Source organism: Cytophagaceae bacterium ABcell3 (assembly GCA_030913385.1).
Lineage (GTDB): Bacteria > Bacteroidota > Bacteroidia > Cytophagales > Cytophagaceae > ABcell3.
Genome location: CP133159.1, coordinates 3,628,856 through 3,646,906 on the forward strand (window position 1 = coordinate 3,628,856; position 18,051 = coordinate 3,646,906).

At 38.7% G+C, this 18,051-nt stretch carries 17 protein-coding genes, 1 tRNA gene and 1 riboswitch; of the genes, 5 read left to right on the top strand and 13 right to left on the bottom strand.

The window, feature by feature from the left end:
• The first annotated feature begins 108 nt into the window (after positions 1-108).
• Complete coding sequence (locus RCC89_14680; protein WMJ74401.1) at positions 109-738, top strand: hypothetical protein; 630 nt, start codon at positions 109-111, stop codon at positions 736-738.
• An 81-nt stretch (positions 739-819) separates the two neighbouring features.
• Here the strand turns inward: RCC89_14680 and RCC89_14685 are convergent, their stop codons facing one another.
• The 4 genes from RCC89_14685 to RCC89_14700 form a co-directional block, all read right to left on the bottom strand.
• Positions 820-2,496: a L,D-transpeptidase family protein gene (locus RCC89_14685; protein ID WMJ74402.1), complete on the bottom strand. Its 1,677-nt coding sequence runs from the start codon at positions 2,494-2,496 to the stop codon at positions 820-822.
• Positions 2,497-2,702: 206 nt separating this feature from the next.
• Positions 2,703-2,778: transfer RNA gene (locus RCC89_14690), tRNA-Thr, on the bottom strand.
• 60 nt (positions 2,779-2,838) lie between these two features.
• Positions 2,839-4,671 (bottom strand): DUF349 domain-containing protein, encoded by a 1,833-nt coding sequence (locus tag RCC89_14695; GenBank protein ID WMJ74403.1) that lies wholly within the window; start codon positions 4,669-4,671, stop codon positions 2,839-2,841.
• 31 nt (positions 4,672-4,702) lie between these two features.
• On the bottom strand, positions 4,703-5,248 hold the full coding sequence (locus RCC89_14700; GenBank protein ID WMJ74404.1) for a YqgE/AlgH family protein: 546 nt from the start codon (positions 5,246-5,248) through the stop codon (positions 4,703-4,705).
• Positions 5,249-5,434: 186 nt separating this feature from the next.
• Between RCC89_14700 and pdxH the strand changes: the two genes are divergently transcribed.
• The gene (pdxH, locus tag RCC89_14705) at positions 5,435-6,085 is read left to right on the top strand and encodes a pyridoxamine 5'-phosphate oxidase (protein WMJ74405.1); all 651 of its coding nucleotides are present in this window, start codon (positions 5,435-5,437) and stop codon (positions 6,083-6,085) included.
• Here the strand turns inward: pdxH and bshB1 are convergent.
• The 7 genes from bshB1 to RCC89_14740 all read right to left on the bottom strand — a co-directional run bounded on the left by bshB1 (position 6,082) and on the right by RCC89_14740 (position 13,578).
• Positions 6,082-6,798, bottom strand: a complete 717-nt coding sequence (gene bshB1, locus RCC89_14710) for a bacillithiol biosynthesis deacetylase BshB1 (protein WMJ74406.1) — start codon at positions 6,796-6,798, stop codon at positions 6,082-6,084. The two genes, pdxH and bshB1, sit on opposite strands and share 4 nt — an antisense overlap.
• A 156-nt stretch (positions 6,799-6,954) precedes the next feature.
• The gene (gene trxB / locus RCC89_14715) at positions 6,955-7,893 is read right to left on the bottom strand and encodes a thioredoxin-disulfide reductase (protein WMJ74407.1); all 939 of its coding nucleotides are present in this window, start codon (positions 7,891-7,893) and stop codon (positions 6,955-6,957) included.
• A gap of 256 nt (positions 7,894-8,149) precedes the next feature.
• Complete coding sequence (locus RCC89_14720) at positions 8,150-9,013, bottom strand: RNA polymerase sigma factor RpoD/SigA (protein WMJ74408.1); 864 nt, start codon at positions 9,011-9,013, stop codon at positions 8,150-8,152.
• An 80-nt stretch (positions 9,014-9,093) separates the two neighbouring features.
• Positions 9,094-11,235, bottom strand: coding sequence for a polyribonucleotide nucleotidyltransferase (gene pnp / locus RCC89_14725; protein ID WMJ74409.1), 2,142 nt, complete (start codon positions 11,233-11,235; stop codon positions 9,094-9,096).
• Positions 11,236-11,356: 121 nt separating this feature from the next.
• Positions 11,357-11,632: a 30S ribosomal protein S15 gene (gene rpsO, locus RCC89_14730; protein WMJ74410.1), complete on the bottom strand. Its 276-nt coding sequence runs from the start codon at positions 11,630-11,632 to the stop codon at positions 11,357-11,359.
• A gap of 143 nt (positions 11,633-11,775) precedes the next feature.
• A complete protein-coding gene (locus RCC89_14735) occupies positions 11,776-13,221 on the bottom strand; it encodes an LptF/LptG family permease (GenBank protein WMJ74411.1) in 1,446 nt (481 codons plus the stop codon).
• Positions 13,222-13,311: 90 nt separating this feature from the next.
• Complete coding sequence (locus RCC89_14740; protein WMJ74412.1) at positions 13,312-13,578, bottom strand: hypothetical protein; 267 nt, start codon at positions 13,576-13,578, stop codon at positions 13,312-13,314.
• Positions 13,579-14,235: 657 nt separating this feature from the next.
• Here RCC89_14740 and RCC89_14745 point away from each other — a divergent pair.
• The 3 genes from RCC89_14745 to RCC89_14755 all read left to right on the top strand — a co-directional run bounded on the left by RCC89_14745 (position 14,236) and on the right by RCC89_14755 (position 16,589).
• Entirely contained in the window at positions 14,236-15,141 is a 906-nt protein-coding gene (locus RCC89_14745) for a DMT family transporter (GenBank protein WMJ74413.1), read from the top strand.
• Between the two features lie 63 nt (positions 15,142-15,204).
• Positions 15,205-15,474 (top strand): hypothetical protein, encoded by a 270-nt coding sequence (locus RCC89_14750; protein WMJ74414.1) that lies wholly within the window; start codon positions 15,205-15,207, stop codon positions 15,472-15,474.
• Between the two features lie 83 nt (positions 15,475-15,557).
• Positions 15,558-16,589 carry a rod shape-determining protein gene (locus RCC89_14755; protein ID WMJ74415.1) on the top strand — a complete coding sequence of 344 codons (1,032 nt, stop codon included), beginning with the start codon at positions 15,558-15,560 and terminating at the stop codon, positions 16,587-16,589.
• 137 nt (positions 16,590-16,726) lie between these two features.
• Here the strand turns inward: RCC89_14755 and RCC89_14760 are convergent, their stop codons facing one another.
• Both RCC89_14760 and RCC89_14765 read right to left on the bottom strand, forming a co-directional pair.
• Positions 16,727-16,990: a hypothetical protein gene (locus RCC89_14760; GenBank protein WMJ74416.1), complete on the bottom strand. Its 264-nt coding sequence runs from the start codon at positions 16,988-16,990 to the stop codon at positions 16,727-16,729.
• A 47-nt stretch (positions 16,991-17,037) separates the two neighbouring features.
• The gene (locus tag RCC89_14765) at positions 17,038-17,724 is read right to left on the bottom strand and encodes a diphthine--ammonia ligase (GenBank protein WMJ74417.1); all 687 of its coding nucleotides are present in this window, start codon (positions 17,722-17,724) and stop codon (positions 17,038-17,040) included.
• 68 nt (positions 17,725-17,792) lie between these two features.
• Positions 17,793-17,986: riboswitch (cobalamin riboswitch) on the top strand.
• The last annotated feature ends 65 nt before the right edge of the window (positions 17,987-18,051 follow it).

An 18,051-nucleotide genomic window follows, 5' to 3' on the forward strand; every position in this document is an offset into this window, starting at 1 on the left:
AGGCATGCCTTGGCACTACTACAGGGTCACATTATTTGCTGATTTTTCCTTAACATTGCAGCTAGTTTCCAGCTTTATTACAGTATAAGACTATTAATCCTGCATTGCATGCGCACTTTAGAAATTGTCCACGACCATACATTCAATACAACTTCTGCAGAAAACCTATTACAAGACTTTGAGGCCACTGTTCAAGACAAGGTATTTGTGGCCGCTTATGCGCTGGAAAAGAAAATGCCTGAAGTTGTCCCTCCTTTAGACTATGCAGGCTGGCGACTCAATTGTTTTGACACGTATGATATAGAAGAGCAGTTCAGGGAAAACCAAAACACACTGGAAATCCGCAACGACTCAAATCATTTTGATTTCCAGATAGGGAAAAAAGCTTTATCTGACGTTTCGGAGGTTTCGGATATCGGGGACTGGGAAGATTTGCTCAGACTTGTGCTGGACCACCTTCATGGACCAGACCCTAACACCACAGATTTATACCACTTTCGCAAAAAGGTTTACGACAACCTGATCATACCATTTAAGCTCAAAAGAACTGTTTACTTCCCGCTGGACACCTTAGACACGGATTTTTTCCTAAAAAACGGGGTTTTGAGTGCCACTGAAGAACATAAAAACAAACAAGACCTGGAGATTAAATCTTTGGATCAAAAAAATATGGAGTTTGAAAACATGGAAAAGCTGTTTTCCACCATTTTTATTGATGAGTATAGAGATTTTAGGTAATGAAAGCCATCATTACGCATCCAGGTTTAGTATTAGCAGGTCTGCAGCAAGTCAGTAACCACTAAAGGGGCCTTTCCCATTTTACAGACCCGCCATCTCTTTACTTTCCTCTAGTGCGGCAACGGGCGGTTTTTGGTTAAGCGCTTTTAGCAAAACGTCATCACGGTCATAAATATCTTTCCTAAAATGCACGATCCCCTCATCATCTGCCCATGTGGTAAGATAAAGCAAATGCACAGCCAAGGGCTTAATATGCACGGTGCGTTCTCTACCTTGCTCAACAACTTTTGATATTTGCGCTTTTGTCCACTCTGGTTTATCCTGAAGTAAGTAAGCAGCCAACTCAAGAGGTTTAGCTATGCGGATGCAGCCTGAGCTAAAAGAACGGTCGGTATGTACAAATAAGTTACGTGTAGGGGTATCATGAATATAAACGCTGTGCTTGTTCGGAAACATGAATTTAACAGCACCCAAAGCGTTGTCTTTGCCTGGTTCTTGCCTGATACGATAAGGGAAACCTGAAACAGCCGCTTTTTTCCAGTCAATAGTTGCCGGGTCTACTTCGGATCCGTCATTGCGCAACACCTTCATGTTTTTTTCCCGAAGATAAGAGGGCTTTTGGACGACTGCGGGTATAACATCTTGCTTCAATATGGTAGGAGGAACAGTCCACGTGGGCGCAAACACCAAATGGTTCATGACTGAACTGAAAACAGGGGTTTTCCTAAACGGCTTACCTACTATGGCATCAGAAACAAACACCGCAGTATCATTTTCAACAACCTGGAGCTCAAAATTTGCAATATTAACTTTTATGTACTTTTTCCCTAGATCATCATTAATCCATCTCCAACGCTCAAGGTTGGCTTCAATAGTAGCAATCCGTTCCTCTACAGGTATATTTAAAGCTTCAATGGTTGATTTAGACACTACTCCATCTGCTGTTAACCCATTTCTTTTTTGAAAAATGACAACTTGCTCGTGAAGCTTACTGGCAAAGATCTTTTCATCTTCCAAATTTTCATAAACATCTCCTTGGGTAACCATGAGCCTTTTCCTCAGCGTAGCGACATCCTCGTGTGTTACTCCTTTTTGTAGTTTTGGCATAGAAGTTTCAAAACTATCCCAGCCACCACTAGCTTTAACCTCACGATATTTGGCAAGCGCTTTTTTAAGGTTTCTATATTCCCTATAAGGTGGTACCAAGTTTTTCAGGCTTTCCTCAATAGTATTATTAGTCAAAGCACTATCCACAAATGCCTCCAGGTTAATATCCATCTTTCTTTTTGAAGCGTTCCACTGTGGATCAATATTTTCAGCATCTAATTTACCTTCAGCCAAGTGGGAGGCTATTACAAACAATGCATCAGTCAGCAACAACTCCAACTCAACCACATCTTCAACCTCATAATTCCTAGAATAAAAAACTGTTTCAGCCAAGTTTTCTATCGCTTGTAAGTGATAGTCATTGGGGTGAAGACCGTCTTCCTCTACATTTTGGATTACCGAAATCATTTGCTCTACCTTCTGCTTATTTCCCCATCTTTTCAGAACAACATCTTCATCCATATCATAAAGATCGGCTATAAGTTCTGGGTTAAAAATAACCCTCCCTTGGGCACTATCCTCAGTGATTGAGACAAACTTAACACGAAAGTTATCGGAAAACTCTGCTTGCGCATCTTTCCGGGTACAACTCAATAAAACACTGAAAGAAAGTCCAGCTAGGATGAAAACAGTCTGCAATCTTAAAAACATAAACCTGGCGTATCAAGAGCATTTACTCTTGTTAGTGATTAATTTAGAAAAATAGAAAAACTATTTGAGAAGTTCAATAAAAGAATATTAGTTCTCAACAATACCATGAGTATCTCTAAGAGCGGAAAGAACAAAGGCCAAAAAAAACTACGGTTAAAAATAAAAAAAGCGCTTAAAGTATTATTACTTTAAGCGCTTTCAAAATTTGGAGCCCCCAGTCGGACTCGAACCAACGACCTACTGATTACAAGTCAGTTGCTCTACCAGCTGAGCTATGGAGGCTTAACTCCGTTTTGATGATGCAAAGGTACATTCTTTTCTTTAACCTGCAAACATTTTCGGTCATTTTTTATACTCAGAAATAATTTTTTTCTGCTCTTTAAGCTCATCTAATTCTTTATGAGCTTGTTGTATTTTATTTTCAAAATCAGCTTTTAATTTGTCGGCATTTTTAGAGTTACCAAAGAACTCAATATTGTTTGTCCACAAATCGATTTGCCCCTTCAACTGGCCAATTTTTTTGTTTATATCAGACTCTGTACGGTTCAATTTGTTCTGTCCGGCTGGTACATTTTTCAAAGCACCTACCTTAAGCATCAATTTCACCTTTTCTTTTTCTTTATCACCTTCCGTATCCAAGTTTGCCAGCAAAGTATCTACTGCACTTTTATAGCGAGCTTGAATAGACTTGATTTCGCTTTTAGGAACAAAACCAATGTTGGCAAAAGCCTCTTGTAAGTTCTGGAAATCTTCAACATCAAGGTCATCTTCCTCGGCCAATGCTTCTATTTTATCACAAATCTCCTGTTTTTTCTTGAGGTTTTCATGATACGCTTTTTCTTCTTCTGCTAGAAACTCTCTTTTTCTGTTAAAGAAATGGTCACAAGCTGTCTTAAAGCGTTTAAAAATAGCATCCTTTTGTTTGATAGGCACAGGCCCTATCCCCTCCCACTGCTTTTGAAGATCTTTAAGCGTGCGTGCGGTATTTACAAAATCGCCATCGTCTTTAAGGGCTTCTGCTTGTTCACATAGCTCCACCTTTTTCTTAAGGTTTTCCACCTTCACAGACTCAAGCTCTTTAAAGAATTTTTCTTTGTTATGGAAAAAAGCCTTACAAGCAGACCAGAAACGTTTAGAAGCTTCTTTAGACTTTTCCTGAGGCACTGCCCCCGCTTGCTTCCACTCTACCTGAAGGTTCAAAACTTCAGATGTTTTCTCTTTCCACTCATCTATGCGTTCGGTAGAAAACTCTGCGTATGGCAGCATCTTTTCAATTACTGCAAGTTTCTTTTTATAATTTTCCTCAAGGTTAGCCTTTTGGTTTCTAAATAGCTCGTTGCGTTTTTCATAAAGCTTATCAGAGGCCGACTTAAACCGAAGCCATAAATTTTCCTGTTCTTCACGTGGCACCGGACCAATATGCTTATAATCATTGTGAAGGTTTTTAAGCTCTTTTATAGCCTCCAAAACGTTAGTTTCTTCCAGTAGCTTTTCTGCCTTTTCGCACAATTCTACCTTAGCTTCTAAGTTCTTCTTGCGATCCAGTTCCTTCAGTTCAAAATAGATGCTCCTATTATTGTAGAAACGCTCTACCAAAGCATTATAACTAGCCCATAGGTCTTGAACATAAGCGCCCGGAACGGGGCCAATGGCTTTCCATTCTTCCTGAATTTCTTTAAGGGAAGTAATACTAGTATTGGTCTCTTCGCTAGAAATCAGGTTACGCAACTTTTCCAGAAGCTCATTTTTTATGGCAAGGTTCTTTTCTTTTTCCTTTTCAAATTTGCTAAAGTGGTTGCTAACCTCCTCTTTCAGTTTATCAAACAAAGAATAAAACTTTTTAGAAAGGTCGTCCAGTTTGTAACTGAAACCTGTTTCATCACCACCTTCATTGAGGTAGTTTTCAAAAGCCTCTGCCCGTTCGGCTTCAATAATATTATCAAAATTAGCTTTAACTTCTTTTAAAAAGGAACCAGCACGAACATAGTTACCATCGACACGGTAAGTTTCTATGACCCTGAGCAGATCTGCCTTGGAATAGTCGCTGTAGTCTTCGTTAGCGTTATCTCCCTCATCCTGATAGTCGTTGTCTTCAGGATGTCTTCCAGACTTAACCGGTTGGTTAATGTCCTGCAGATTTTTTTTGCCTTCAAGAATTTCTTTGTCAGAACTCATTGTGATAAGGGTTTTGTTGTTCCTAATAGGTTTAGTTTAGTCTCGGATCTATGGGGTAATTAGACATCATCTTATATTTACCCCCTTTTTTCTGTAACATAAAGCGCCACATATCACCAGGTGTAGTATCAAAGATATCACCAGAATTGGCTTCTGCCACGATCCATGCATTTTCTTCAAGCTCTTCGTCCAACTGACCTTCGCCCCATCCTGAATAACCAAGGAAGAACCTGATGTCAGCGGTATTGAGCTGCTTAGTATTAATAAGATATTTGAGTTGTTCATAGTCTCCACCCCAGTACAAATTATCCATTACCTCTACTGACCCTTCAAGTGGAAAATTGTTTCGATAAATAAAATGTAAAGAATCTTGCCCTACAGGCCCACCCATATATAACATCTCATCAAAATCGTCTACGCCTGCTAATACAGCTTCTAAAGTAAGTATCGTTGGCTTGTTCAGGATAAACCCAAAGGCACCTTGTTCATTGTTTTCACAAAGAAGTATTACACTCCTTTCAAAACTATTGTCCCCTAAATAAGGTTCTGATAATAATATGTGCCCTTTACTTACCATAATACTAATTAAATTTATACGACGGGACATATAACCCCAGCCGGCTCAAATCCTATACCTAATTTAATTTAACAATAATAAATCTGACAGTCAAACAATCCAAATAATTTGTACGAACAAATGTTTGTGATTTAATATGTACTTTAAACAGTTGTACATTATATTTGTTCAGGAAAAACGAAAATCATGAGCAAAGCAAACCTTAACTTAGCTGATATCAGAAAAGACTACAAAAAGAAGTCATTGTCTGAAGAAGAAACAACATATAAACCATTGGATCAGTTTTCTCAATGGCTTAATGAGGCCATCACTGCTAATGTTTGCGAACCCACTGCCATGAATTTTTCCACAGTTTCTAAAGATTGCAGACCAACTTCAAGAATTTTACTGCTTAAAGAAGTTAACGAAAAAGGACTGGTCTTTTTTACAAACTACCAAAGCAGAAAAGGAAAAGAACTGGAAGAAAACCCAGCGGGATGCATCACTTTTTTTTGGCCAGAACTTGAAAGACAGGTGCGTATAGAAGGGTTTGTTGAAAAAATTTCTGAAGAAGAGTCTGAAAAATACTTTAAATCTAGGCCATTTTTAAGTAGGGTCGGTGCAACTATTTCTCCACAAAGCACTGAAATTTCTAAAGAGGTGCTTGAAAAAAAGTTTGAGGAAGCCCAAAATACCTATAGTGAAGAAAATCTTCAAAAACCTGAACACTGGGGCGGTTTCTGCTTGATACCTGACTATTTTGAGTTTTGGCAAGGTAGGCCCGGAAGGCTACACGACAGGATTTGCTATAAATCGTCAGGTGAAAATGAGTGGGTAAAAGCCCGGTTGGCACCTTAAAGCAGGTCAAAAAGGTTTTTTACCCCAACCCTCTGGCGACAAGTAAAGCCTTCACCGTATTTTACACCAATATAATGCCCGTATTCCATAGCGCGAGCTTCTACAAATTTTAAAAACTCAGGTGAGGAAATATAGGTTTCCGGTTCATCATTTTCAGGGTTGTAAAATTGGCTTTTATAAGCTAATATCGATTTTACCTTTTCATCCCAAAAGTCAGAAATATCCACGATCAAATCAGGCTTAATATATCTGTCTTGAATAAAGTTATAGACTTTTCTAGGCCTCCAAGCTGCCTGGCTTTCTCCATCAAGAGAAGTTTTTATTTTTCGCAATCCAGATAAAAAACTAGCCTCTGCTACAAGATCAGAAGCCCTGCCATGGTCTGGATGCCTATCTTCTATAGCATTGGCAATAACGATTTCAGGCTGAAATTTCCTGATAATACGAATTACAGAAAGTAAATGATCTTCATCTATAGTAAAAAAACCATCCCTAAAACCTAGGTTTTCCCTTGCTGAAAGCTTTAAAATCTCAGAAGCATCATCTGCTTCTTGTAGTCTTAACTCTGCATTGCCCCTAGTACCAAGCTCCCCCTGTGTTAAATCAACAACACCTACTTTTTTACCCATGGCAATATGAGATAAAATGGTTCCACTACATCCCAACTCAGCATCATCAGGGTGAACCGAAAAGACTAATATATCAAGTTTCATCAATAATTAACTACAGTACAAAAACAATCGTAAAAAGAAGTTCCTTTCTATTACACGTAGAGGTTTAGAATTGTTTTTGCTTTTGACAAATAAACAGGAAAGGATACAAAGGAAAAGCAGCAGCCTCTTCTGGAACAGAAGAGGCTACTGTATATATTACATATTTTCTTTTTCAACCAGATAGCGCTCAGCATCCAACGCAGCCATACAGCCTGTACCAGCCGCTGTAACAGCTTGTCTATATATATTATCCTGAGCATCGCCACAAGCGAAGACTCCATGAATGTTAGTTCTGCTAGAACCAGGGACAGTCTTTATATATCCGCTTTCATCCATATCAAGCCACTCCTTGAAAATCCCTGTATTGGGCTGGTGACCAATAGCTACAAAGAAAGCTTTTACTGGAATTTCTTTTACCTCTCCAGACTTATTGTTTTTAATTCTAATACCATCCACTTCCTCTTCACCAAGCACCTCTTCGGTTACCGTGTCCCAAAGGATTTCAACGTTATTGGCATTCAAAACTCTTTTTTGCATGATGTCAGAAGCACGCATTTCATCTCTCCTAACGATCATATATACCTTTTTACAAAGCTTTGATAAATAACTGGCTTCTTCGCAAGCAGTGTCCCCACCACCAATAACAGCTACATCCATCCCCCTGAAGAAAAATCCGTCACAAACAGCACAAGCAGATACGCCTTTACCATTAAGACGTGCTTCAGACTCCAGTCCTAACCACTTAGCTGATGCCCCAGTAGCGATAATTACTGTTTCAGCTAGTATCAAATGAGCATCGTCTATAAAAACCTTATGAACAGGCCCTGAAAAATCTACTTTGGTAGCCAAACCAAACCTGATGTCTGTACCGAACCTGGCCGCTTGTTTACGAAAATCTTCCATCATCTGAGGACCCATGACGCCATCAGAGTAGCCCGGGTAGTTCTCGACATCATTGGTAATCATTAATTGACCGCCAGGTTGTCCACCTTGATACATAACAGGGTTAAGACCAGCGCGCGAAGCATATATTGCAGCGGTATATCCGGCAGGGCCGGAACCGATAATCAGGCAGGATACTTTTTCTTCAGCCATAATATAATAGATAAATAAATTTATAGGTGTTGCGAATTTCGGGAAAATTAGCGCTACATGCAATACTAAAAAAAGATTATTGATATCTATCGTATAATTCAGGTTCAAAAACCATTAATAGACTAAAATACAAGTAGTGAAGTTAGGCTGTAGAGGAGCATTCAAACTGGTAGTTAAGATAACCTACCATTAAACTTTAGCATAAAAAAAGGAGACCATTTTAAGAATCTCCTTTCAAAACATTATGGAAATATAATTAACCCAAATACGGTTTAAGCGCTTTACTTCTAGACGTATGTCTTAGCCTTCTTATGGCCTTTTCTTTAATCTGTCTTACCCTTTCTCTAGTAAGGTTGAACTTTTCACCTATTTCTTCAAGAGTCATAGAGTGTTCTCCGTTCAAGCCGAAATACAGACTAATCACATCACCTTCTCTTTGAGTAAGCGTAGAAAGAGCTCTTTGGACTTCTTTTCTAAGCGAGTCATTCATTAACTCAGAGTCAGGTGTAACTTCACTGTCATTCTCAAGAACATCAAGTAGGCTATTCTCCTCTCCTTGTACAAAAGGGGCATCCATAGAAACGTGACGGCCAGAAATTTTCATGGTGTCAACCACTTCCGAAGTGGATACTTCTAATACTTCTGCAAGCTCATCTGGCGACGGCTCTCTTTCGTATTTTTGCTCAAGATCAGAAAAAGTTTTAGAAATTTTATTTAGAGAGCCAACCCTATTAAGAGGAAGTCTCACGATACGAGACTGCTCAGCCAATGCCTGAAGAATAGACTGCCTGATCCACCAAACAGCATAAGAGATAAATTTAAAACCTCTGGTCTCGTCAAACCTTTGTGCAGCTTTAATAAGTCCAAGATTTCCTTCGTTGATCAAATCACCAAGAGATAACCCTTGGTTTTGATACTGCTTGGCAACAGAAACAACAAATCTTAAATTAGCCTTTGTAAGTTTTTCTAAAGCAAGTTGATCACCTTCTCTGATCCGCTTAGCAAGTTCTACTTCCTCATCAGGTGTCAACAGATCTACCTTACCAATCTCTTGTAGATATTTATCTAAAGACTGACTTTCTCGGTTGGTAATCTGCTTGCTTATCTTAAGCTGTCTCATTAAAGTAGTTTTTTGGGTTAATTATATTTGGCTCAAACGTAAAAGTACCTTTCATAGTTTTGCCTTTTTCAAGAATATCATTACTTCGTAGTTTCCTTTTTCTCGGGCTTAGGTAGCAATGCTTTTCTGGATAAACGAAATTTTCCAGTTTTCTTGTCTATTTCTATAAGTTTTACTTTCACTTCTTCTCCAACCTCAAGAACACCCTCCATAGTTTCAAGTCTCTCCCATTTTATTTCAGAAATATGAAGAAGGCCATCTTTGCCTGGCATAAACTCTACAAAAGCACCAAAAGGCATAATAGATTTTACTTTTCCTTCATAAGTCTCACCTACTTCAGGTATGGCCACAATGCCTTTCACCCAGTTCACCGCCTGATCCATCACCTCTTTATCTTTGGCAAAGATATTGACCAAACCAGCATCTTCTACTTCCTCTATCACTACAGTAGCAGTGGTTACTTTCTGGATTTCCTGAACAACTTTTCCGCCAGGCCCGATCACTGCACCAATCATATCCTTAGGAATGCGTATTGCATAAGAACGAGGGGTATGAGGCTTATAATCTTCTCTGCTAGAAGGCATGGTTTTAAGCATTTCATTCAATATATGAAGCCTTCCGTCTTTGGCTTGCATAAGTGCCTGATGCAATACTTCGTAAGACAGCCCTTCTACCTTCATATCCATTTGACATGCAGTAATACCTTTTGAAGTACCAGTAACTTTAAAGTCCATATCACCCAAGTGATCTTCATCACCAAGGATATCAGAAAGAACTGCAAATTTACCAGACTCGCTATCGCTGATTAGTCCCATGGCTATACCAGAAACAGGGCTTGTTATTTTCACACCTGCATCCATAAGTGCCAATGTACCAGCACAAACAGTAGCCATAGAAGACGAACCGTTTGATTCTAGAATATCAGAAACAACCCTGATGGTATATGGATTTTCCTCTACCGGAGGAAGTATTTTTTTAATTGCTCTGAAAGCAAGGTTTCCGTGCCCGATCTCCCTTCTTCCGGGACCTCTGTTAGGCTTAACCTCACCTGTTGAGAAGCCAGGGAAGTTGTAGTGAAGCATAAACTTGCTTGAGCCACTTAGGAGTGCACTGTCAAGAATCTGCTCATCAAGCTTTGTTCCCAAAGTAACAGTTGTTAAAGATTGGGTTTCGCCCCTTGTAAATATAGCAGAACCATGCGCAGAAGGAAGGTAATCAACCTCACTCCAAATAGGTCTGATCTGCTCTAGCTTTCTACCATCTAATCTTACGCGCTCGTTCAATACAAGGTTACGAACAGCGTCTTTTTCAATATCGTGATAGTACTTACTTATTAGGCCTAGATCTTCTTCGTGATCTTCAGGCAAAGAAGCAACATACTCTTCTTTAATCGCTTTAAAAGACTCGCTTCTTAGGCTCTTGTTGGCAATTTGCTTAGCAGCTACTTCATACACTTTATCATAAAGCAGCTTATATAATTTTTCTTTCAACTCCAAGTCATGGGTCTCATGACTATACGTTCTTTTCTCAGTTTTACCAGCTTCTTTTTCTAGTTCTTTAAGAACCAAGCACTGTTCTTTAATAGCTTCATGGCCAATTTTCAGCGCTTCAAGCATTTCTTCTTCCTGCACCTCATCCATTTCCCCTTCAACCATTACTATGTTGTCGTAGGAAGCACCAATCATTAAGTCAATATCAGCTTCAAGGATTTGCTCAGAGGTAGGGTTAACGATAAACTCACCATTGATCCTTACAACTCTTACTTCTGAAATCGGTCCGTTAAAAGGGATATCAGAAACAGAAATGGCAGCAGAAGCAGCCAGTGCAGCAAGTGCATCTGGTGGAACGTTTTTATCACCAGAAATCATCATTAAGTTAACCTGAGTATCAGCATGATAATCTTCAGGGAACAAAGGTCTCATGGCCCTATCGACCAACCTTGAGATAAGCACTTCATGGTCAGAAAGTCTACCCTCCCTTTTCAGAAAGCCTCCTGGAATACGTCCAGCAGCCGCAAATTTCTCCTGATAGTCAACAGAAAGAGGCATAAAATCCACTCCCTCTCTTGCCTCTTTTGAAGACACGACAGTGGCCAGAATCATGGTATCCCCCATTCTCACTACAGCAGATCCGTCTGCCTGTTTGGCAAGCTTACCAGTTTCTATTAGAATTTCCCTGCCGTCCTTTAGTTGTATCTTTTTTTGTATTACTTGTGGCAACATGTATATTTTTCAACAATTTGATTAAATAAAAATATATTATAAAAGCTATATTTTGATGCAGGACAGGAAGAAAACAGGGAATCCGATAAAAGATTCCCTGTTTATAAGAAAGGCTTTTAAATTACTTTCTGATATTAAGCTCAGCGATAATCGCTCTGTAACGCTCAATATCTACTCTATAAAGATAGTCGAGCAATCTTCTTCTTTTACCTACCAGCTTAAGAAGACCTAATCTAGTGGAATAATCTTTCTTATTCCCTTTTAAGTGCTCTGTAAGGTGATTGATACGATGCGAGAACAAACTTATCTGCGCTTCCGGTGAACCGGTATCTGTCTCACTTTTTGCTCTGCCGTGCTTTTTAAAAATGTCCTTCTTAATGTCGCTAGTTAAATACATCGCTTATGACTTATGATTTTCCTTAATTTTTTTCAAGCTGCAAATATATGCCAGATATAGCTTTAAAACAAATTTTTATTATTAATTTAAAACACTATAAATTCTACTACTGAAATAACCTCTTTTTGTTTGAAAAAATTCTGTTATTTCTTATTCTTTTTGAACATCTTTTTGATCCTGCCTATCAGTATCACCCAACTGTCTGAGTCAAACAACCTCGAATCGTTTTTCGCCTGCTTTAAGAAAAACAGCCCCAGTGGCAAGTACACCAAATTGGCCGTCCACATACCATATGGAAGCAATACGATACCTTCTTTACAGTATCTCTCCATAATCAATGAGATCACATAAAAGAATATGAAAAACACGATAGACAGTAATACCGGCACACCCAACCCTCCTTTTTTAATAATCGCACCTAATGGCGCTCCTATTAAAAACATAATTATACATGCAACAGCCTGAGTGTATTTATGCATTTTCTCAATATGATAGGTATTGGCTTCTTTCTTCAAGAACTTGATACGGTCGGCCTGGCTCGAAGTATAGCTCCGTATACTACGTGCCTGGTTTGCGGCTTTGCTCAACACCACATTATGGCCAACCTTGGTAGCCATACTATCTAACGACAAGTTGGCGTGCTGGAGGTTTATGAATAATGAATCCTCTGCAAATTTTTGTTCCAAAGTATCTGTAACCGGGTGGAACAGGTAAAAAGGTTGTACCGATTCAGGAAGTTTTCCCATAAGCTTGTCCTGTTCAAGCCGTAAAGAGTCCATAACATAGTTCAGCTCTTTGATATCTTTCATCAAGCGGTTTGACTGAAACAGCTCTTCTGGTGTCCTGTTGAGCGAAAAAGAAGACAGACTGAATATAATCCTGCTCTTCTGGAAGCTGTTTACCACAAACTGTTCTTTTTTGCTGTCATCCTCTTTCTTCTCAGAATAACTCTTTCCATTATAAAGGTCAAAACTTAGGTATTGCTCGTTGTGAAAGGTATACATACTCCCAGAGTCTGCGACAATCACTTCTGTATTTCCCCGACCGCTGGTATGGTCATAAATCATAACACCTTTAAGCGATTTACCATCGGCCTCCTTTTTGGTTATTTTAATGCTATAGCCAGGGATACCTTGGTAAAATATACCTTCTTTCAAATCTAACGCTGGTTTCTTTTGCCTTATATCGTAAAGGAGGCTAAAGGCTTTGAGGTTGGCCTTGGGGACTACATGGTTATTGAAAAAGAACCCTGTGATACCCAAACCTACAACAATAACAAATATAGGCACAAGTATCCTGATCAAAGAAACGCCAGAGCTCTTTATAGCGGTAAGTTCATGGTGCTGCCCCAAGGTACCAAATGTCATCAAGGAAGACAAGAGGATAGCCAATGGCAGCGCCATGGGCACCATGTTCAGACTAAAATAAAATATCAATTCTGCATAAACGGTCACTCCTAACCCTTTGCCCATAAAATCATCCAGGTATTTCAACAGGAATTGGGTAAGTAGAATAAACACCACAACCATGAAGGTTAGCAGAAAGGGCCCAAGAAAGGCTGAAATAATTAGTTTATCAATTTTTTTCATGCACAAGCCGTTCAAAGCTTAAACATAAAAAAAATATTTTTAGTTACAAGGCTGCAAAAAATTTGTAATAAGTAATAAAAAAAGTTATTATCAGCCCATTTTTTCAATATCCTGAAGAAGTTTTCCCATTAAATTGTTAATTTTTCGCTTCTGACTTACAAACAGCTTTTTCCAGTTTCTGTGCTTGCAGTTGGCTACATCCACATGTTCTTTGGACAGTTCTTTTCTGAACACTTCCCAGCTAAGCGTATGCCAGTTATTTAGCTTAGGGTTAATACTGATTAGGTTAAAATCTGCATATAGTACCTTATGAAGGAATCGCTTGTTTTTTTCAAGTTCTATTTCTGTTTCTTTCATATCTTTTCCTTTTTAAGGTGAAAAAATTTTGACAGGTAGTATTTATAAAACCCCTAGAAGAAGCTTTTGTTGATAAAAATAAAAAATTTCTTACATCAAGGTAAAAATCAAAGCTTCATGCAAAAGAACTAGACAAATGAATTAAGCATTAACTAAAATAACTGGAAAGACCATTCGTTTTTTATTCAACACACCTACTTTACAACAATGAGAAGAATTTTCGATTTCCTAATACTGAGTTTTATAATAAGCCTTGAAATTTACTTCGGTTACTTTTTTACTGCTGCCATTATGATCATATTCTACGCAACAGTGTATGCTTTCATAATAGATGTTAAAGACCAACACTAAAAATTATTGACCAAAAGGTGGTAAAAGTTTAAGAAAGCACTGTAGTTTTGTGGCAAACTTTGCAAATACCGATTGCCTCAAAAATTCCCTGTACTACTTTCTTTAAATTTTCAGTATCGGCTTTATGGCCAATAATGCTGCCATAAACTCCGACAGTTGGAAAATTCTGAATTCAAAACCTAAGAAGAAGATACATTAAAAGGGAAACTGAACGCAAAACCTGTTTGGCAATATTAACTAAACCAAATAAGCGCTATCAACCCTATTAAGTCTAAAGTAAAGAACACGCAAAGCAAGTCTGTGAAAATGTCAGATTTTGCAGGACTGTTGCTTGTTTTCGTAGGAGCTGTACTGTTCTCTACCAAAGCCATTTTGGTAAAACTTTCTTATCATTACGAAGTGCCCCCTGTTTCGGCACTGGCATTAAGAATGTTATTCTCTCTCCCTTTTTATATTTGCATTGCCTACTTCATACGATCTGAGAAAACAAACACAGCACCTGTCAGAAAACATTGGCTGTCTCTGGTATTCCTAGGGCTGGCGGGCTACTATTTTTCCAGCCTTATGGACTTTGAAGGGCTAAACTATATTACAGCGTCCTTAGAAAGGCTCATCCTATTTATTTATCCTACACTGGTTATTTTTATATCAGCCATCGTATTCCGGACCAAAATCAAGAAAAACGAAATGATAGCCCTCCTTATGACCTATGGAGGAATATTCTTTGTCATACTCACAGATTTATCATTAGACCAAAAGGATATATGGAAAGGTAGTTTTCTGGTTTTCCTCAGTGCTTTAAGCTATGCTATATACCTGATAGGCAGTGGTAAGTTAATTCCTGTTTTCGGGCCGTGGAAATTCACTTCCTATGTAATGATCGTATCATGTCTAGGGGTTTTTGTTCACTTTTTTATCCAACATGACCTAAACGACCTGGTTTTCCCAGCCAGGGTATACCTTTATACGTTCTTAATGGCTGTGATATCTACTGTTATACCATCATTTATGTTAGCACAAGGCATTAAGATCATTGGCTCGGGAAAAGCCTCCCTAATTGGCAGCATTGGTCCTGTTTCTACCATTTTTATGGCATATATTTTTTTGGGCGAGGTAATCAATGTATTTCAAGTAATAGGAGCAGCCTTTGTCATTACTGGCATAATACTCCTTAACGGCTATGGCTTCATACAAGACTTTATAAAAAAATAGAGTTGACCGGAAAAAGGATTTTTTCCTCATGACAAATAAGTAAATTTGTAAAAACTTTACTTTATGTCACTGATAAAAGAAATTTCTGAAACTTCTCCCAATGCCTGGAAAGATTTTCTGAACTTTTACTCCAATACAACAGAAGAATTTCCAGAAGTAAAAAATGTGCCTTTTGACAAACTACCCTTTCTTATGCAAGTGGGTTTACTAGTTGGCTATTTGCAAGAAAACGGTATAGAGCCTGACCTTGCGAACTTCCACCTCAATGATTTGGAAATGGTTTTACAAGAAGCTTTTGTGATTCAAGAAAGCAACCTCTCCCATTATTCGTAATATTTTTCTTAGAAGAACAGAACTTTTTATATTTCTGCTGATGTTAGAAAGCAAAACTAAAACTTCTTTTTAACACTTCTTTTATGGGTTTATTTAACTTCTTTGGCAACGGTATAGCCGTTGACCTAGGCACTGCGAATACACTGATCATGCATAATGACCAGATTGTGCTTAATGAACCTTCCATTATTGCTGTAAACAGCGTTTCCGGGGAAATTGTGGCTGTTGGAAGAAAAGCCATGGAAATGCATGAAAAAACACACGAGCACATCAAAACCATCCGTCCCATGAAAGATGGTGTCATATCAAATTTCCATGCAGCTGAGGCCATGATCAGAGGCATGCTAAAAATGATCACTTCTTCTGGCAAGAAGACTTTACTGAAAAGTGTAGACAAAATGGTTATATGCATTCCCTATGGTGCCACAGAAGTGGAAAAGAGGGCCGTAAGGGATTCTGCAGAACATGCTGGCGTTAAAGATTTATTTATGATCCATGAACCACTTGCTGCCGCTTTGGGCATAGGCATTGATATTGAACAACCGGAAGGCTCCCTAATTGTAGATATGGGTGGCGGAACTACTGAAATCGCCATTATTGCACTCTCTGGTGTAGTGACAAACCAGTCGCTCAAAGTGGCCGGAGATGCCTTGAATAGGGATATCCTCAACTACATGCGTAGAGAGCATAACTTACTCATCGGTGAGCGTACGGCTGAAAGAATTAAAATGGAAATTGGATCTGCTTTGGTAGAACTGGAAAACCCTCCATCTGACATGAATGTTATTGGAAGGGATTTAATGACCGGTCTGCCTAAAGAAATCCTGATCAATTACTCTGAAATCTCCCAATGCATGGAAAAGTCTATTTCCATGATCGAAGAAGGTGTTGTTAAAACCCTTGAAAGCTGTCCTCCTGAACTTGCTAGCGACATCTATAAAAAAGGAATCTACCTTACAGGCGGAGGCAGTAACTTAAAAGGGTTGGACAAAAGAATAGAAGCCAAAACCAGACTTAAAGTACATGTTTCTGAAAATAACTTATTATCAGCAATAAGTGGCACAGGCATTTCTTTACAGAAACTCAAAAGCATGAAACATGTGATGATAAAATAAAAAATCAGCTAACTCATTTAGCTATCTAATGTTTTAATAGTTTACCAAGGCTCGCTTATTTGCTTTTGCCTCGCCGGCAGGGCCTTACTTTTTTAAATGGGTAACCCTATAAAAAAACCGGTTTTACACCGGTTTTTTTATTCTTCTAAGTCGTCAAACTCTTTTTCATCTTCCCTTTTTACTGGCGTCTCTTCTTCGTCCTGAACATCAGTGTTATTGCCAGGTTCTTCTTGCTCTACCGGCTCAAAGGCATCATCGCCACGGACAAATGCATCAACATCCCGCTCTGTCGTTCCTAAATTCTCAATAGTTTCGGGAACACCTTCAGCCTCGAGCGTATCTTGGGACAAACCGGACACTATCAAGCCGAAAAAAAGAGCCATGGTCATTAGTAACTTCATAAATCTGCCCTTTTCTTTTTAGAACAAAACTTTCTAAAGGACAGGTTTCATTCAGGCAACAGATCCAAAAAGTAAAACCCTTTTTGGGTATCCCCCATGGTATAGTGCTTAAGAATGCGTTCTCCTTTTTTAAACTTCACAGCATGCTTAAAAATAGGCCCGTCGTATACAAATGAATGAAACTCACCATTCTCGCCGCAAGGGTCTACCCCTTCTGGTAAAATATTGATAAAACCGCTATTTAACCTTTCCCCTGTCAAATCTTCAAAATCTGCTGAAGATGCACAAACAATAGCAGAAAAATCCAGCTCTGAAAACTTCCACAAAAGCAGCTTAGTATCTTCTCCCCAAATAGGAAAAACTACTTCTAATCCAGAAGACTTCATCAAGTTTTCCCGATATATTTTAAGGTCTTCTAAAAAGATGTCCCCAAAAGCTATAACTTCAATCCCTTCATCTTCTTTAAGTTTTTTGAGCAAAGCTTTGAAAGTATCTTCATATTCGTCATGACTATCAGCATGCTCTCTTAAAACCATAAAAACCAACGGTATACCCAAAGCATCAGCTTGTTGCAGGATCAGCTCTTTTCGAACACCGTGCATACTTACCCTACCGGTAGATTGATGAATGGTGGTAATTAAATATTTAACCTCATGCTCTGTATCGTCCATGAGTTTAGACAGTGCAAGTGCAGAATCTTTTCCTCCACTCCAAAAAATGGCTGTTTTTTTCATAGGGGCAATATTAACACTTCATAAAATAAAAAAATAGAAAAGGTAGATTCTTTACATTTTTATAAATTATATTTGCAACAGTTTCCGGTTCTGAAACAAAACAATGTTTTAGATTAAAAGGGAATCAGGTGAAAATCCTGAACAGTTCCCGCTGCTGTAAGCTCATCAACACCTTTTGGTTCCTCTTGCCACTGTCTACTTTGACGGGAAGGCTACCAAAAGAGAGTAAGTCAGAAGACCTGCCGGTAAACAGATACATTCGTAGCTTTCGGTGAAAAGGCGAAGAATAGAAGAACCCGTTCGGGAACAACTATACTCCAGATCTTT

Coding starts and splice junctions, on each gene's coding strand:
- RCC89_14680 (WMJ74401.1), top strand. CDS start 109: ATGCGCACTTTAGAAATTGTCCACGACCATACATTCAATACAACTTCT.
- RCC89_14685 (WMJ74402.1), bottom strand. CDS start 2,496: ATGTTTTTAAGATTGCAGACTGTTTTCATCCTAGCTGGACTTTCTTTC.
- RCC89_14695 (WMJ74403.1), bottom strand. CDS start 4,671: ATGAGTTCTGACAAAGAAATTCTTGAAGGCAAAAAAAATCTGCAGGAC.
- RCC89_14700 (WMJ74404.1), bottom strand. CDS start 5,248: ATGGTAAGTAAAGGGCACATATTATTATCAGAACCTTATTTAGGGGAC.
- pdxH (WMJ74405.1), top strand. CDS start 5,435: ATGAGCAAAGCAAACCTTAACTTAGCTGATATCAGAAAAGACTACAAA.
- bshB1 (WMJ74406.1), bottom strand. CDS start 6,798: ATGAAACTTGATATATTAGTCTTTTCGGTTCACCCTGATGATGCTGAG.
- trxB (WMJ74407.1), bottom strand. CDS start 7,893: ATGGCTGAAGAAAAAGTATCCTGCCTGATTATCGGTTCCGGCCCTGCC.
- RCC89_14720 (WMJ74408.1), bottom strand. CDS start 9,013: ATGAGACAGCTTAAGATAAGCAAGCAGATTACCAACCGAGAAAGTCAG.
- pnp (WMJ74409.1), bottom strand. CDS start 11,235: ATGTTGCCACAAGTAATACAAAAAAAGATACAACTAAAGGACGGCAGG.
- rpsO (WMJ74410.1), bottom strand. CDS start 11,632: ATGTATTTAACTAGCGACATTAAGAAGGACATTTTTAAAAAGCACGGC.
- RCC89_14735 (WMJ74411.1), bottom strand. CDS start 13,221: ATGAAAAAAATTGATAAACTAATTATTTCAGCCTTTCTTGGGCCCTTT.
- RCC89_14740 (WMJ74412.1), bottom strand. CDS start 13,578: ATGAAAGAAACAGAAATAGAACTTGAAAAAAACAAGCGATTCCTTCAT.
- RCC89_14745 (WMJ74413.1), top strand. CDS start 14,236: ATGTCAGATTTTGCAGGACTGTTGCTTGTTTTCGTAGGAGCTGTACTG.
- RCC89_14750 (WMJ74414.1), top strand. CDS start 15,205: ATGTCACTGATAAAAGAAATTTCTGAAACTTCTCCCAATGCCTGGAAA.
- RCC89_14755 (WMJ74415.1), top strand. CDS start 15,558: ATGGGTTTATTTAACTTCTTTGGCAACGGTATAGCCGTTGACCTAGGC.
- RCC89_14760 (WMJ74416.1), bottom strand. CDS start 16,990: ATGAAGTTACTAATGACCATGGCTCTTTTTTTCGGCTTGATAGTGTCC.
- RCC89_14765 (WMJ74417.1), bottom strand. CDS start 17,724: ATGAAAAAAACAGCCATTTTTTGGAGTGGAGGAAAAGATTCTGCACTT.